Origin of the sequence: Delftia sp. WSY_12, from assembly GCF_043104645.1 — a bacterium.
GTDB classification, from domain to species: domain Bacteria; phylum Pseudomonadota; class Gammaproteobacteria; order Burkholderiales; family Burkholderiaceae_C; genus Comamonas; species Comamonas tsuruhatensis.
In genome coordinates this window covers 341,557-355,473 of sequence record NZ_JBICKW010000012.1, presented here as the reverse complement: position 1 = coordinate 355,473, position 13,917 = coordinate 341,557, and the positions used below count along the sequence as shown (strand labels likewise).

Genomic DNA, 13,917 nt, shown 5'->3' with positions numbered 1-13,917 from the left:
TCCCCCGCCCGCGCCATGCCCCCTGCTGGCGGCGTGTCAGGCCGCCGTTCCGTAGCCGCCGCCCCCCGGCGTGCAGACTTCGAAGATGTCGCCCGGCTGCATGTGCACGGCGCCGATGTGGTCCAGTTCCTCGACCTGGCCATCGGCACGCAGCACACGGTTGATGCCCGGCTGCCCCGGCTGGCCACCTGCCATGCCGAAGGCCGGATTCAGGCGCCCGTTGGACAGGATGCTGGCCGTCATGGGCTCCAGGAAGCGCACGCGCCGCACGCCGCCGTTGCCGCCGTGCCAGCGCCCGCCGCCGCCCGAGCCGTCGCGGATCTCATAGCTGTCCAGCATCACGGGGAAGCGGAACTCCAGCACCTCCGGATCGGTCAGGCGCGAATTGGTCATGTGCGTCTGGACGACGCTGGTGCCGTTGAAGCCGCGCTCCACCCGGCCCTCGGCGTCCAGCACCGCGCCCGCGCCACTGCCGCCGGCAATGGTTTCGTAGTACTGGTGGTGCGCATTGCCGAAGGTGAAGTTGTTCATGGTGGGCTGGCTGCCCGCCATCACGCCCAGCGCGCCGAACAGCGCGTTGGTGATGCAGGTGGAGGTCTCCACATTGCCCGCGACCACCGAAGCGGGCGGGTTGGGGTTGAGCATGCAGCCCTGGGGGATGATGACTTTCAAAGGCTTGAGGCAGCCCGCGTTGAGCGGGATGTCGTCGTCCACCAGCGTGCGGAACACATAGAGCACGGCCGCCATGCACACGGCGCGCGGCGCATTGAAGTTGTTGGTCTGCTGGACGCTGGTGCCCGAGAAATCGATGACGGCACTGCGCTCGGCCGTATCGACGGTGACGGCCACGCGGATCTGCGCGCCGTTGTCCAGTTCCAGCGTGAACTGCCCGTTCCTGAGCCGCGTGATGACGCGGCGCACCGACTCCTCGGCGTTGTCCTGCACATGGCCCATGTAGGCCTGCACCACGGGCAGGCCGAACTGGGCCACCATCTTGCGCAGCTCCTGCACGCCTTTTTCATTGGCCGCGATCTGGGCCTTCAGGTCGGCCAGGTTCTGGTGCGGGTTGCGGCTCGGGTACTCGCCGCTTTGCAGCAGCTCGACCATCTCCTGGGCGCGCAGCACGCCGCGATCGACCAGCTTGAAGTTGTCGATCTGCACGCCCTCTTCCTCGATGCGCGTGGAAAACGGCGGCATGGAGCCCGGCGTGATGCCACCCACATCGGCATGGTGGCCCCGGCTGCCGACGTAGAAGGTCGGAGATGCCTCGCCGGCGATATGGACCGGCGTGATGACGGTGATGTCCGGCAGATGGGTGCCACCCTGGTAGGGGTCGTTGAGCACATAGACATCGCCCTGGGCCATGCGCCCGGCGTTCCTGCGGATCACCGTCTGGATGCTTTCGCCCATGGAGCCCAGATGGACGGGCATGTGCGGCGCGTTGGCGATGAGATGGCCCCGGGCATCGAACAGCGCGCAGCTGAAATCCAGCCGCTCCTTGATGTTCACCGAATAGGCGGTGTTCTGCAGCTGCAGGCCCATCTGCTCGGCGATGTTCATGAACAGGTTGTTGAAGACCTCCAGCAGCACAGGGTCCACCGTCGTGCCGGCCGCGTACTCGACCTTGCGCGGCACCACCCGGTCCAGCACCAGGTGATCCAGCCCGGTGAGCCTGGCCGACCAGCCAGGTTCGATCACGGTGGTGGCGTTGCGCTCGGCGATGATGGCCGGGCCGGCAATGACGTCGCCGGGCCGCAGGTCATCGCGCACCACCAGGGCCGCGCCATGCCAGGCGCCGCCGGTGTACATGCGCACGGTTTCGCGGCGCGGATGCTCGCGCGGCGGATGCTCCGGCTGCAGCGGCTCGCCGGGCGCATCGCCCGCAATCACGGCTTCGACCGACACGGCTTCCACCACCAGCCCCTTGCCCGCCATCAGAAAGGCGAAACGCTGGCGGTAGGCCGACTCGAAAGCCGACTGAATGCCCGGCAGGGAGCCAAAGGGCACGACCAAGGCGGAATCGGAGCCCTCGTAGCGCACATGCACGTTGTGCCGCACCTGCACAGGGCCTGCGCCGACCTGCCGGCGCTCCAGCTCCGCCTGCGCGCCCGTGCCCAGCGCATCCAGGCATTCGGCGATCAGCGGCAGGGCCTCGGCAGTCAGCGCCAGCTCCATGGCCTGCTCGCGGATCACGGTCTGGTCCGCCAGGCCCATGCCATAGGCGCTGAGCACGCCGGCCAGCGGATGCACGAACACGCGGGACATTCCCAGCGCATCGGCCACCAGGCAGGCATGCTGGCCGCCCGCGCCGCCGAAGCACTGCAGCGTATAGCGCGTGACGTCATAGCCGCGCGCCACGCTGATCTTCTTGATGGCGTTGGCCATCTGCTGCACGGCGATGCGGATGAAGCCCTCGGCCACGTCCTCGGGAGTGCGCCCCGTCTGCCGCGCCAGTTCCTCGAAGCGGACACGCACGGCCTCGCCGTCCAGTCGCTCGTTGGCGGCAGGCCCGAACACGCTGGGAAAGTAGCGCGGCTGGACCTTGCCGACCATCACGTTCGCATCGGTCACGGCCAGGGGGCCGCCGCGGCGATAGCTCGCCGGGCCGGGATGGGCACCCGCGCTCTCGGGTCCCACGCGAAAGCGCGAGCCGTCATAGGCCAGCACCGAGCCGCCGCCGGCGGCCACGGTGTGGATGCTCATCATCGGCGCGCGCATGCGCACGCCGGCCACCTGGGTCTCGAACTCGCGCTCGAAGGCGCCTGCATAGTGGCTGACGTCGGTGGATGTGCCACCCATGTCGAAACCGATGACCCTGTCGTGCCCGGCCAGGCCCGCCGTACGCGCCATGCCCACGATGCCTCCGGCCGGCCCGCTCAGGATGGCGTCCTTGCCCTGAAAACTGCCCGCGTCGGACAGCCCTCCGCAAGACTGCATGAAGAACAGCCGCACTCCCGGCATCTCTGCAGCCACCTGCTGCACATAGCGGCGCAGGATGGGAGACAGGTAGGCATCGACCACCGTGGTATCGCCCCGGCTCACGAACTTCATCAGCGGACTGGTCTCGTGCGAAGTGCTGACCTGCGTGAAACCCAACTGCCGCGCAATGCGCGCCGCCATCTGCTCATGCCGCGTATGGCGGTAGCCATGCATGAAGACGATGGCCACGCTGCGCAGGCCGCGCGCATGGGCTGCGGCCAACGCCGTGTGCAGGTGCAGCCCGTCCAGCTCGCGCAGCACCTTCCCATGGGCATCCACACGTTCCACGGCCTCGACCACCTCGCTGTAGAGCAGTTCGGGCAACTGGATATGGCGGTCGAACAGGCGCGGACGGTTCTGGTAGGCGATGCGCAGCGCATCGCGAAAGCCCCGCGTGGTCACCAGCAGCGTGGGCTCGCCCTTGCGCTCCAGCAGCGCATTGGTGGCCACCGTGGTGCCCATCTTCACGCACTCCACAAGGTCCGGCGTGACCGGCTCGCCGGGCTTGAGGCCCAGCAGGTGGCGGATGCCGGCCACGGCCGCGTCCCGGTACTGCTCGGGGTTCTCCGACAGCAGCTTGTGCGTGACCAGGCTGCCATCGGGCCGCTTGCCCACCACATCGGTGAACGTACCGCCACGGTCTATCCAGAATTGCCAGCGCCTGTCATGGGGAGTGGAGCGTTCTTGCATGGTGTCGGAACCCGTTTGTCTCGAAGTTGAAGTCAGGAAAACCGTGGCCTGGAGCACGGCCCTCCGCCGGTGCCCACCACTGGCGTCCAATCTAAAAGTGCCCCTGGACCGCGTCCATCGAGAAGTTTTCGCCCCCTCTGTTCACGAAAACTGAACAGGAGCGGCCCCTTGCCGGCCAGCGACGCAAAGAAAAAGGCCCGCCGAAGCGGGCCCCAAGCCAGGCAGGCAGGCCGTCAGAACGCGGCCAGATGGCTGTTGCGCAACTCCGTCACCAGCATGTGGCCCGGCTCGTGCGTGATGGCGAATGGCAGGGCCGCCGAGCGTATGGCCTGCTGGGGCGTCACGCCGCAGGCCCAGAACACGGGAATCTCTCCCGGCCTGAGCGCCATGGGCTCGCCGAAGTCCGGCCTGCCGATGTCGGCAATGCCTATCTGCGCGGGATCGCCCAGGTGCACGGGCGCCCCATGCACGCTGGGAAAGCGCGAAGTCACCTGGATCGCACGGATGGCCTGGGCGGCCGTCATGGGCCGCATGCTGACCACCATCCGGCCACCGAACCGGCCCGCCTGGCCGTTGGCAATGTCGGTGATGAACATGGGCGCGCCCCGGCCTTCATCGATGTGGCGCACGGGCACGCCCGCCTCGCGCAGCGCATCCTCGAAGGAATAGGAGCAGCCGATGACGAAGCCCACCAGGTCGTCGCGCCACAGGTCGGTGAGGTCATTCACCTGCTCGGCCCTGTGACCATCGCGAAACACCCAGTACGAGGGCAGGTCGGTCTTCAGATCGATATCGCCCAGTTCGGGCACGCGGCTGCTGCCGGGCTCGGTCACGCCGATCAGCGGGCAGGACTTGGGGTTGAGGCGAGCAAAGCGCAGGAACTCCTCGCTGCACTCGCGCGGCAATATCGCCAGGTTGCCCTGGGTGTAGCCGGGGCACTGCCCTGCCGTCTGCCCGCGAAAGCGGCCGGCGCGCACCTCCTGTCGGAACTCGGTCGGATGGGTCCAGTGCGTCATGGGTGAGCCTCTATTGAGTGGAGATGCCTCCCAATGTAAAAAGCAGCAGGCCACCGGTCCACTCAGGAATTGTGCGCAGCCTCTCCCAGAAAAACTGAACAGCCACCGCAGCCCGCGCAGACCCCCATGAATATCCGTTTTCTTGAAACCTTTGTGCTGCTGGCACGCATCGGCAGCGTGCGCCGCGTGGCCGAACTGGTGCATGCCAGCCCCGGCGCCGTCTCCATGCGCATACGCGGGCTGGAGTCGGACCTGGGCGTGACCCTGTTCCACTGGGACCGCAAGACGCTGCAGATCACCGACGCCGGCGCCCGCTTGCTGCGGCATGCGGAGGCCGTCATTGAAGCCGCACGCACCCTGGAGCGTGCCGCCAGGTCCGACGACGCCATCGGCTGCCGCCTGCGGGTCGGCGTGCTGGAGACGGCGGTACACACCTTCCTGCCCGAATTCGTCAAGGCGATGGGTGCCAGCCTGCCGCATATCGAGCTGGACCTGACCGTCGATCTGAGCACCCACCTGTCGGAGCAGATGATGCGGCGCGACCTGGACCTGATCGTGCGCACCGGCAGCGGCGTGGACCCCCAGTTCGCCGTGGTCGAGAACCTGCTGGAGGTGCCCGTGCACTGGATTGCCAGGCGGGGCCTGGTGCCCAGGAAGGATGGACTGCACAAGGCGCTGGGCAAGCAATTGCTGACACAGATGCGCGGCACCGGCCCCTACGAGCAGGCCGTGGCCATGGCACAGCAACTGGCCGTGCAAAGCGGCATGGTCTCCAGCGATCTGCGCATCTCGGGATCGCCCTCGCTGGCGGCCCTGGTCTCGCTGGTGCGCGAGGGCCTGGGCGTCGCCATCATGCACGGCATGCTGGTGGCGCCGCAGCTGGCAAGCGGGGAGCTGGTGGAGCTGGATCTGCCCACGCCACCCTCCTTTCGCATCACCACCTGGTACCCCAAGAGCCCGCCGCCCGGCGTCACCGACACCGCCCAAGTGCTGCGCCGCGTCTGCAAGAGCTACTGCAAGCGGGTCAGCCCGCATCTGGTGCGGTACATCGGCTAGGGCGCGGATGCCGGCGGCGGCTCCTGCCCGTGCAACAGCGCCAGAAAGCTGGCGGCCGCCTGGCTCAGCGGCCGGTCGCGGCGCACCAGGCTGCCGTAGGACTGCAGGTTGCGGCGCATGCGGTAGGGCAGGATGCGGACCATGCCGTGCTCGGCATGGTCGCGGGCCACGGCCTGCGGTATCACGGCCACCAGATCGGAGTTGCGCACCAGGTTCATGGTGGTGAGGATGGAGCCCGTCTCGATCAGGCCGCGCGGCAGCGGCAAGCCGTGGGCCTGGAACTCCTGGTCGATCAGCGCGCGCATGGGGCTGCCCGGCGGCTGCAGCACCCAGCCATAGGCCTGCAACTGCGCAAAGCTCACGCTGCGGGCACGCGCCAGCGGATGGCTGCAGCCCGCGATGATGGACAGGGCCTCATCATCGAGCGAGCAAAACCGGTGATCCGCGTCGGACGGCCCGGCCGGACGGCCCACCACCACCTCCAGCACCCCGTCCTGCAACTGCGCCAGCAGCCGGTCGCTGGTGTCCACGGCCACCTCGATGGACAACAGCGGCCACTGGCGCTTGAGCGCCAGCAGCGCCTGCGTGAGGCGGCCCGGCGACGCCGCCATGATGCTGCCCACGGCCAGCCGCCCCGCGCTGCCTTCGCGCAGTTCCTGCAGCTCGCGGTTCAGCGCCTCCATGCCGCCGCGCAGGTGGCGGAAGTAGCCCGTCACGCGCTCGCCGGCGGCGTTCAGTTGCAGGCCGCGGCCCACGCGCTCGAACAGCGGCAGGCCCAGCGCGCCTTCCAGCTCATGCAGCATCTTGGTGGCCGCCGGCTGGCTCAGGCCCAGCCGGGCTGCAGCGCCGCGCAGCGTGCCCTGCTCCTCTATGGCCAGCATCAGCGCCACCTGCCGCATGCGCAGGCGATTGAGCAGTTGCGGCGTGCTGTCCCTGCGGTCGATGGAGCCCATGGAAGTCCCTTTGAATTGATTGCCTGGAGTTATCCATTCATCAGCAATTTTCAGTTTACGGCAATCAATTGCCTGCCTAGCATGGACCCACAACAAAAGCACCGGAGACAAGACATGCAACGCCGCATCCTGCTGGCCGCAGCCGCCCTGCTGCCCTCGCTCGCCACCGCTCAAACCCCGCCAACCCCGCCCGACTGGCCCGCGCGGCCCGTGCGCATGCTGGTGGGCTCGGCCCCGGGCGGCGGCACGGATGCCATGGCACGCGCCGTGGCCGACCGGCTCGCGCCGCTGCTGCGCCAGCCCGTGATCGTGGAAAACCGCCCCGGCGTCTCCAACACCCTGGCCGTGGACATGACGGCCAAGTCCACGGACGGGCACACCATGGTGATGGGAGTGGTCACGGCCCATGCCATTGCCCCGCACCTGCTCAAACTGGGCTACGACAGCAACCGCGACCTGGTGCCCGTGGCCTATGTGGGCGCAGTGCCCAATGTGCTGGTGGTGGGAAACAGCCTGCCCGCGAACTCGGTGCAGGAACTGGTCGCCCTGGCCCGCAAGGAGCCCGGCAGGATCAACTTCGCCAGCAGCGGCACGGGCAGCACCCAGCACATCGCGGCCGAGATGTTCAAGGACGCGGCCGGCATTGAACTGACCCACGTGCCCTACAAGGGCAGCGCCGCCGCCCTGGTGGACCTGGTCAGCGGCCAGGTGCAGATGAGCTTCGACACCATGCCTTCGGTGATCGGCCAGATCAAGGCCGGCAAGCTGCGCGCCCTGGGCGTGACATCGCCCCGGCGCAACGCCCAGCTGCCCCAGGTGCCCACGCTGGCCGAGGCCGGCCTGCCCGGCGTGGAGATAGGCGCCTGGTACGGCATCTACATGCCAGCGGCCACACCCCGCGCCGTGCAGGCACGGGTGCACGACGAGGTCAACAAGGTGCTGGCCATGCCCGAGACGCGCACGCGCCTGGAGGCCGTGGGCGCCGAGCTGCAGCCCATGGGCCAGGCGGAGTTCATTGCCTTGCACAACGCCGAGTACCAGCGCTTTGGCGAAATCATCCGCAAGAACCACATCAAGATCGACTGAGCCGCACATGCCCGCATCCGAACTTCCCGTCGTCGCCCTGACCCTGGGCGATCCCGCCGGCATAGGCGCCGAACTGATCGCACGCCTGCTGGCGCGGCCCGAGGCCATGCAAAAGGCCAACATCGTGCTGGCCGGCGACCCCTGGCTGTGGCAGCAGGGCCAGCGCATCGCGGGCCTGCAGGTGGCCACCACACCCATCGCCGGCATGGCCCATGCACGTGGCCGCACCGACACCGCCCTGCCCGCCTTCCTGGCCCTGGACACGGTGGCCCCCGATGCCGTGCACCCGGGTCGTGCCGAAGCCGCAGGCGGGCGCTCGGTGCTGCAGGTGCTGGACCGGTGCATGGACGCGGCCCAGGCCGGCCAGATCGACGCCATCTGCTTTGCGCCGCTCAACAAGCAGGCCATGAAGCTGGGCGGCCTGCGCCATGAGGACGAGCTGCACCACTTTGCCGAGTACCTGGGTGTGAGCGGCTATTTCTGCGAATTCAACACGCTGGGCGATCTGTGGACCTCGCGCATTTCGTCGCATGTGCCGCTCAGGGACGTGGCCAGCTATCTGAGCCAGGAGCGCATCGCCCAGGCGGCCGAGCTGATCTACCGCGCGCTGCTGGCCAGCGGCATGGCGGCCCCCAAGGTGGCGATTGCGGGCTTCAACCCGCACAACGGCGACGGCGGCACCTGCGGGCGCGAGGAGATCGACATCATCGCGCCGGCCGTGCGCGCGCTGCAGGCCCGCGACTGGCCCACGCCCGACCCGTTCCACGGCCCCTTCCCGGCCGACACCATCTTCCTGAAGGCCCAGGCCGGCGAGTACCAGGCCATCGTGACCATGTACCACGACCAGGGCCAGATCGCCATCAAGCTGCTGGGCTTCTCGCGCGGCGTGACCGTGCAGGGCGGCCTGCCGATCCCCATCACCACGCCGGCCCACGGCACGGCCTATGACATCGCGGGCCAGGGCCGGGCCAGCGTGGAGGCCACCTGGCAGGCCTTCCTGATCGCCTGCCGCATGGGCGCCGCGCGCCTGTCCTGACTGACTTCACTCCCCCGCCCTCACCATCATGAAAATCAAATCCGTCCGCTCCCGCGTCTACGAATGGCAAGGCAAGACCGTGCCGCCCCAGGGCAACTTCTGCTCCAACGCCATGGACCTGCTCTATGCGCCGCAGGAGACCATGTCCACCTTCCGCTTCCATTCCTGGACGGTGGTGGAGATCGAGACCGACGACGGCATCGTCGGCCTGGGCAACGTGGCGCTGGCGCCGCGCATCGCCAAGGCCATCATCGACGAGTACCTGGCGCCCCTGGTCATTGGCCACGACCCGTGGGACTACGAATACCTGTGGCAGCGCATGTACCGCGCCACGCACGCCTGGGGCCGCAAGGGCGTGACCATGGCCGCCATCTCGGCCGTGGACCTGGCCATCTGGGACATCCTGGGCAAGAGCGTGAACAAGCCTGTGTTCAAGCTGCTGGGCGGGCGCACCAAGGAAAGGATTCCCTGCTACTACAGCAAGCTCTACCGCACCGACCTCAAGGCCATGCAGGAAGAGGCGCAAAAATTCCTGGACCAGGGCTTCAAGGCCTTCAAAATGCGCTTCGGCTACGGCCCGGCCCATCTGCAGGAAGGCGTGCGCGAGAACCTGCGCTCGGTCGAGGCCGTGCGCGAGGTCATAGGCTACGACTGCGACCTGATGCTGGAGTGCTACATGGGCTGGAACCTGGAGTACGCCAGGCGCATGCTGCCCAAGTTGGAGAAGTTCGAGCCGCGCTGGCTGGAGGAGCCCGTGATCGCCGACGACATCGACGGCTACGCCGAACTCAGCCGGCTCACCAGCATTCCGATCTCGGGCGGCGAGCACGAGTTCAGCCTCTACGGCTTCAAGCAGCTGCTGGACAAGAAGGCCGTCAGCGTCGTGCAGTACGACACCAACCGCGTGGGCGGCATCACGGCGGCGCACAAGATCAATGCGCTGTGCGAGGCGTTCAGCGTGCCCGTCATCCCGCATGCGGGCCAGATGCACAACTACCACCTGACCATGAGCACGCTGGCCTCGCCCATGGCCGAGTACTTTCCCATCTTCGACGTGGAGGTGGGCAATGAGCTGTTCTGGTACATCTTCGACGGCGAACCCGTGGCCGAGAACGGCTTCCTGCAGCTCAGGGACGATGTGCCGGGCCTGGGCCTCACGCTCAAGACCGAGTACCTGGGCCAGTTCCGCATCGTCGAATGAGGGAGCACGCCATGCCCGGAATTTCTCGGCCGCGCTACAGCGGCATCTTCCCCGTGGTACCCACCACCTTCCACGAGGACGGCACGCTGGACCTGGCCAGCCAGAGGCGCTGCCTGGACTTCATGATCGACTCGGGCGTGGACGGCCTGTGCATCCTGGCCAACTTCTCAGAGCAGTTCCTGCTGGCCGATGACGAGCGCGAGACCCTCACGCGCACGGCGCTGGAACATGTGGCGGGCCGCGTGCCCGTGATCGTCACCACCACGCACACCTCATCGCGCGTGTGCGCCGAGCGAAGCCGCCGCGCGCAGGACATGGGCGCGGCCATGGTGATGGTCATGCCGCCCTACCACGGCGCCACCTTCCGCTTCGGCGAGCCCCAGATCCAGGGCTTCTTCCAGGCCGTGTCCGATGCCATCGCCATTCCGATCATGGTGCAGGACGCGCCCGCCGCAGGCACGCCGCTGTCCCCCGCCTTCCTCGCGCGCATGGCCCGCGAGATCGAGCAGGTCTGCTACTTCAAGATGGAAACCGCAGGCGCCGCCGGCAAACTGCGCGAACTCATCGCCCTGGGCGGCGAGGCCATCGAAGGCCCCTGGGACGGCGAGGAAGGCATCACCCTGCTGGCCGACCTGGAGGCCGGCGCCACGGGCTCCATGACGGGCGGCGGCTTTGCCGACGGCATACGCCCCATCATCGAAGCGCACAGAAACGGCGACCCCGACACCGCATTCGCCCTCTACCAGCGCTGGCTGCCCCTGATCAACCACGAAAACCGCCAGGCCGGCTTCCTGGCCGCCAAGGCGCTGATGAAGGCCGGCGGCGTGATCGCCTGCGACGCCCCGCGCGCGCCCTGGCCGCCCATGCACCCCGAGGTGCGCCGCCAGTTGCTGGACATCGCGCGGCGGCTCGATCCGCTGGTGCTGCGCTGGGGGGGTTGAGGCAGTTGAGGTCTCAGCAGAAGAAAACCGCCGCCTGTGCATGGGCTATGCTGCCGCTCTGTGCCTGCCAGCCCCACCGATCAGACTGCCGCCCATGTCCGCAACCTCTTTGTCCCCGTCCAACGTCGAACTGGACGACGCGCTGTATGCCAGAGTCCTGTCCTGGAGCGACGCCCAGGCCCTTGCCCAGCAGACCGTGAGCTTCTTCATGGCGGAGGGCGAGCACACCATCGGCATCGACATGCAAGTGCTCAGCGCAACGCAGACATCGGCCGACACGCCCGGCATGCTGCAGTTCTCCCTGGTGTTTCGCGGTCCGCGCCAGCCGCAGCTGCCGCAGCGCACTTACCGCGTGCGCCATGCGCAGCTCGGTGACTACGCCATCTTCATCACGCCCATTGCGCAGTCGGCAGGCCATGTCGATTACGAGGCCTGCTTTTCCCATGCCGTCTGATCCGTTCGTGCCCGAGTTGCCGCCGCTGTATCTGGAGGATGTGCGGCTGCGCCTGGCCGAAGAAGCCGACTACGCTTTTCTCCGCGCCCTGTACCGCCAGGTACGCGCTGCCGAACTGGCGCCCGTGCCCTGGAGCGAAGCAGAAAAGCATGCATTCTGCGATTCGCAGTTCGCTTTGCAGGACCAGCACTACCGCAAGCACTACGCACACGGCGCGTTTTTCGTGATCGAGAGGGCAGGTCTGCCTATAGGCCGGCTCTACCTCAATCTCGCACCCGGGCCGTTGGGAGTGATGGACATCTCGCTCGACGCCGCTGTTCAAGGCCAGGGACTGGGCACGGCCCTCATGCAATGGCTGGCCGGCTGGGCAGATCAAGAAGGGCGCGACATGCAGCTGTTCGTGGAAGCCAACAATCCAGCCCGGCGCCTGTATACGCGCCTGGGCTTTGTCGAGCAGGACCAGGAAGGCATCTACCTGCGCATGCGCAGGACCGCGGCGCTCAGCCGCGGTTGAACACGGCTTCCAGCAGACCGCCTCGCGCGTCGCTGGGGCTCAGGAAGACGGCGTGGCTTCCCAGAGCCGGATGAGAGATTTCCCAGGTGTCCTGCAGCAACGCGCCAGGGCGGGACAACTCGAACAGTGCGCTGAAAGAGCGGTCGCCATGCAGTGTGTGCGGCAGCGCTGCCAACGAAACCAAACGTAACTCGGAAACTTCTCCTGCTATCGAGAAGCTATGGCCCAGCAGCGGCTGAAAGTGGCTGCGGCGCAACTCCATGCCAGCCGCACAGGCGATCACTGGAATCCCGGAAACGGCCGCTGCAGCGGGAAAGGCCCCTGCAACCTGCATGAAAGCACGGCGTCCTGTCTTCATCGTGGCCCTTCCTGCCCAAGCAACAGAAGCAAAATATTTTTGCTGCGAAACAGGTTGCCATACTAAACTATTTTGCAATTATTAACGTTTACTAACCCCACCCTGTCATGGCTCAACCCTTTGTTGGGGAAATCCGCATGTTTGCCGGCAACTTCGCGCCGGCAGGCTGGATGTTCTGCGAAGGGCAGCAAATGCCCATCTCGGAATACGAAACCCTTTTCACTCTGATCGGCACGACATACGGCGGTGATGGCCAAAGCACCTTCGCCCTGCCAGACATGCGTGGCCGCATCCCCCTGCACGCAGGCAACGGATTCCCGCTGGCTCAGGCCGCTGGAGTCGAAGACGTCACGCTGACCGTCAATCAGATTCCAGCCCACACGCACGGCGTTCCCGCGTCCTCGGGCACAGGCTTTCTGGCCTCGCCCGCCGACGCAGTGTTTGCCAAGCACAGGGATCACAAGGCCTTTGTGAACGGCGTCCCCGCCACGCCCATGGCTGCATCGATGGTGAGTTCGGTAGGAGGGTCGCAGCCGCATACCAATATGCCGCCCTTCCTTTGCGTGAACTTCATCATCTCGCTGTTCGGCATCTATCCCTCCCCCACCTGATGTCTACCCCCTTTCTCGGAGAGGTTCGCGTCTTCTCCTTCAACTTCGCCCCCAAAGGCTGGGCTCTTTGCAATGGGCAGTTGCTGCCCATCAACCAGAACCAGGCACTGTTCTCGCTGCTGGGCACCACCTACGGTGGCGACGGGCAGACCAACTTTGCACTGCCCGACCTGCGCGGCCGCATGCCCATGCACATGGGAGCCGGCCATACGCAGGGAGAGAGAGCAGGCGAGCAAACCCACACCCTGACCCTGTCAGAGATACCGCAGCATAGCCACGCCATGGCCGCTTCCGGCACTACGGGCCAGGCGACATCGGGCAACGGCAACCTGCCTGCAGCGGCGCGCGGCCACTATGCGCAAAGCGGTGATACGACCATGCCAGCCCTGCTGGCCAATGTGGGCGGCGGCCAGCCACACCTCAATATGCCGCCCTATCTGGCACTGAGCTTTTGCATGGCCATGCAAGGCCTCTTTCCTTCTCCGACCTGAAGACCATGTCCGATCCCTTCGTCGCCGAAATCCGCATTGGCGGATTCAACTTCGCACCCAAGGGCTGGGCCTTTTGCGATGGTCAGCTCATACCGCTTTCTCAGAACACGGCGCTGTTTTCCCTGCTGGGAACGACATACGGTGGAAATGGCAAGTCCAACTTCGCGCTTCCCGACTTGCAGGGCCGCATGCCCATGCACCCGGGCCAAGGACCTGGACTGTCACTGCGCGATCTGGGCGAATCCGGCGGTGTTGAAACCGTGAAGCTGCAGGCATCGGAAATTCCCGTCCACAGCCATCTGGCCCGAGCGGGCACGCCTGCGGATCCCGCTGTAGCCAGCCCGGCAGGCGCCGTCCTGGGCACCGCACCGACGCGCCCGTACATCGCGCCAGCCTCCAACACCTCTGCGGTCACCATGGCTCCCCCTCAAGCTGCGGGCGACAGCCAGCCACACAACAATCTTCCGCCCTACCTGGTCATGAACTTCATCATCGCCTTGCAGGGCATCTTCCCCGCACGGAGCTGAGTAC

Annotated in this window: 14 protein-coding genes; 10 read left to right on the top strand and 4 right to left on the bottom strand. The window is 66.8% G+C overall.

Annotation, left to right across the window (positions count from 1 at the left end):
• Positions 1-36: 36 nt before the first annotated feature.
• Both ACF8LI_RS07125 and ACF8LI_RS07120 read right to left on the bottom strand, forming a co-directional pair.
• Positions 37-3,669, bottom strand: a complete 3,633-nt coding sequence (locus tag ACF8LI_RS07125) for a hydantoinase B/oxoprolinase family protein (RefSeq protein WP_392414687.1) — start codon at positions 3,667-3,669, stop codon at positions 37-39.
• A gap of 233 nt (positions 3,670-3,902) precedes the next feature.
• Positions 3,903-4,685, bottom strand: a complete 783-nt coding sequence (locus ACF8LI_RS07120; protein WP_046239556.1) for a putative hydro-lyase — start codon at positions 4,683-4,685, stop codon at positions 3,903-3,905.
• Positions 4,686-4,811: 126 nt separating this feature from the next.
• On the opposite strand from ACF8LI_RS07120, the gene ACF8LI_RS07115 reads away from it, so the two are divergent.
• Positions 4,812-5,741 carry a LysR family transcriptional regulator gene (locus ACF8LI_RS07115; protein ID WP_016447520.1) on the top strand — a complete coding sequence of 310 codons (930 nt, stop codon included), beginning with the start codon at positions 4,812-4,814 and terminating at the stop codon, positions 5,739-5,741.
• Here the strand turns inward: ACF8LI_RS07115 and ACF8LI_RS07110 are convergent.
• Positions 5,738-6,694 carry a LysR family transcriptional regulator gene (locus ACF8LI_RS07110; RefSeq protein ID WP_047326714.1) on the bottom strand — a complete coding sequence of 319 codons (957 nt, stop codon included), beginning with the start codon at positions 6,692-6,694 and terminating at the stop codon, positions 5,738-5,740. The genes ACF8LI_RS07115 and ACF8LI_RS07110 overlap by 4 nt on opposite strands.
• Before the next feature lie 114 nt (positions 6,695-6,808).
• Here ACF8LI_RS07110 and ACF8LI_RS07105 point away from each other — a divergent pair, with 114 nt between their 5' ends.
• From ACF8LI_RS07105 to ACF8LI_RS07080, 6 genes are all read left to right on the top strand, one after another.
• Positions 6,809-7,780, top strand: coding sequence for a tripartite tricarboxylate transporter substrate binding protein (locus tag ACF8LI_RS07105; protein WP_046987780.1), 972 nt, complete (start codon positions 6,809-6,811; stop codon positions 7,778-7,780).
• Positions 7,781-7,787: 7 nt separating this feature from the next.
• Entirely contained in the window at positions 7,788-8,816 is a 1,029-nt protein-coding gene (locus ACF8LI_RS07100; RefSeq protein WP_392414688.1) for a 4-hydroxythreonine-4-phosphate dehydrogenase PdxA, read from the top strand.
• 28 nt (positions 8,817-8,844) lie between these two features.
• A complete protein-coding gene (locus ACF8LI_RS07095) occupies positions 8,845-10,017 on the top strand; it encodes an L-rhamnonate dehydratase (RefSeq protein WP_392414689.1) in 1,173 nt (390 codons plus the stop codon).
• Positions 10,018-10,028: 11 nt separating this feature from the next.
• Entirely contained in the window at positions 10,029-10,958 is a 930-nt protein-coding gene (locus ACF8LI_RS07090; protein ID WP_392414690.1) for a dihydrodipicolinate synthase family protein, read from the top strand.
• Positions 10,959-11,052: 94 nt separating this feature from the next.
• Positions 11,053-11,412 (top strand): DUF6916 family protein, encoded by a 360-nt coding sequence (locus ACF8LI_RS07085; RefSeq protein WP_026062124.1) that lies wholly within the window; start codon positions 11,053-11,055, stop codon positions 11,410-11,412.
• Positions 11,402-11,926, top strand: coding sequence for a GNAT family N-acetyltransferase (locus ACF8LI_RS07080; RefSeq protein WP_047218219.1), 525 nt, complete (start codon positions 11,402-11,404; stop codon positions 11,924-11,926). The genes ACF8LI_RS07085 and ACF8LI_RS07080 overlap by 11 nt, the downstream gene beginning before the upstream one ends.
• Here ACF8LI_RS07080 and ACF8LI_RS07075 read toward each other — a convergent pair.
• The gene (locus ACF8LI_RS07075; RefSeq protein WP_026062123.1) at positions 11,913-12,284 is read right to left on the bottom strand and encodes a DUF6916 family protein; all 372 of its coding nucleotides are present in this window, start codon (positions 12,282-12,284) and stop codon (positions 11,913-11,915) included. The genes ACF8LI_RS07080 and ACF8LI_RS07075 overlap by 14 nt on opposite strands.
• 137 nt (positions 12,285-12,421) lie before the next feature.
• Here ACF8LI_RS07075 and ACF8LI_RS07070 point away from each other — a divergent pair, with 137 nt between their 5' ends.
• Genes ACF8LI_RS07070 through ACF8LI_RS07060 form a run of 3 tightly spaced genes read left to right on the top strand, consistent with a single transcriptional unit; the run spans position 12,422 to position 13,913 of the window.
• Positions 12,422-12,895 carry a phage tail protein gene (locus ACF8LI_RS07070; protein WP_016447529.1) on the top strand — a complete coding sequence of 158 codons (474 nt, stop codon included), beginning with the start codon at positions 12,422-12,424 and terminating at the stop codon, positions 12,893-12,895.
• Complete coding sequence (locus ACF8LI_RS07065; protein WP_016451310.1) at positions 12,895-13,386, top strand: phage tail protein; 492 nt, start codon at positions 12,895-12,897, stop codon at positions 13,384-13,386. Before ACF8LI_RS07070 ends, ACF8LI_RS07065 begins: the two co-directional genes overlap by 1 nt.
• Before the next feature lie 5 nt (positions 13,387-13,391).
• Positions 13,392-13,913, top strand: a complete 522-nt coding sequence (locus ACF8LI_RS07060) for a tail fiber protein (protein WP_312841325.1) — start codon at positions 13,392-13,394, stop codon at positions 13,911-13,913.
• The last annotated feature ends 4 nt before the right edge of the window (positions 13,914-13,917 follow it).

Excerpts from the sequence above, each read along its gene's own strand:
- ACF8LI_RS07125 (WP_392414687.1), bottom strand. The coding sequence starts at position 3,669 with ATGCAAGAACGCTCCACTCCCCATGACAGGCGCTGGCAATTCTGGATA.
- ACF8LI_RS07120 (WP_046239556.1), bottom strand. The coding sequence starts at position 4,685 with ATGACGCACTGGACCCATCCGACCGAGTTCCGACAGGAGGTGCGCGCC.
- ACF8LI_RS07115 (WP_016447520.1), top strand. The coding sequence starts at position 4,812 with ATGAATATCCGTTTTCTTGAAACCTTTGTGCTGCTGGCACGCATCGGC.
- ACF8LI_RS07110 (WP_047326714.1), bottom strand. The coding sequence starts at position 6,694 with ATGGGCTCCATCGACCGCAGGGACAGCACGCCGCAACTGCTCAATCGC.
- ACF8LI_RS07105 (WP_046987780.1), top strand. The coding sequence starts at position 6,809 with ATGCAACGCCGCATCCTGCTGGCCGCAGCCGCCCTGCTGCCCTCGCTC.
- ACF8LI_RS07100 (WP_392414688.1), top strand. The coding sequence starts at position 7,788 with ATGCCCGCATCCGAACTTCCCGTCGTCGCCCTGACCCTGGGCGATCCC.
- ACF8LI_RS07095 (WP_392414689.1), top strand. The coding sequence starts at position 8,845 with ATGAAAATCAAATCCGTCCGCTCCCGCGTCTACGAATGGCAAGGCAAG.
- ACF8LI_RS07090 (WP_392414690.1), top strand. The coding sequence starts at position 10,029 with ATGCCCGGAATTTCTCGGCCGCGCTACAGCGGCATCTTCCCCGTGGTA.
- ACF8LI_RS07085 (WP_026062124.1), top strand. The coding sequence starts at position 11,053 with ATGTCCGCAACCTCTTTGTCCCCGTCCAACGTCGAACTGGACGACGCG.
- ACF8LI_RS07080 (WP_047218219.1), top strand. The coding sequence starts at position 11,402 with ATGCCGTCTGATCCGTTCGTGCCCGAGTTGCCGCCGCTGTATCTGGAG.
- ACF8LI_RS07075 (WP_026062123.1), bottom strand. The coding sequence starts at position 12,284 with ATGAAGACAGGACGCCGTGCTTTCATGCAGGTTGCAGGGGCCTTTCCC.
- ACF8LI_RS07070 (WP_016447529.1), top strand. The coding sequence starts at position 12,422 with ATGTTTGCCGGCAACTTCGCGCCGGCAGGCTGGATGTTCTGCGAAGGG.
- ACF8LI_RS07065 (WP_016451310.1), top strand. The coding sequence starts at position 12,895 with ATGTCTACCCCCTTTCTCGGAGAGGTTCGCGTCTTCTCCTTCAACTTC.
- ACF8LI_RS07060 (WP_312841325.1), top strand. The coding sequence starts at position 13,392 with ATGTCCGATCCCTTCGTCGCCGAAATCCGCATTGGCGGATTCAACTTC.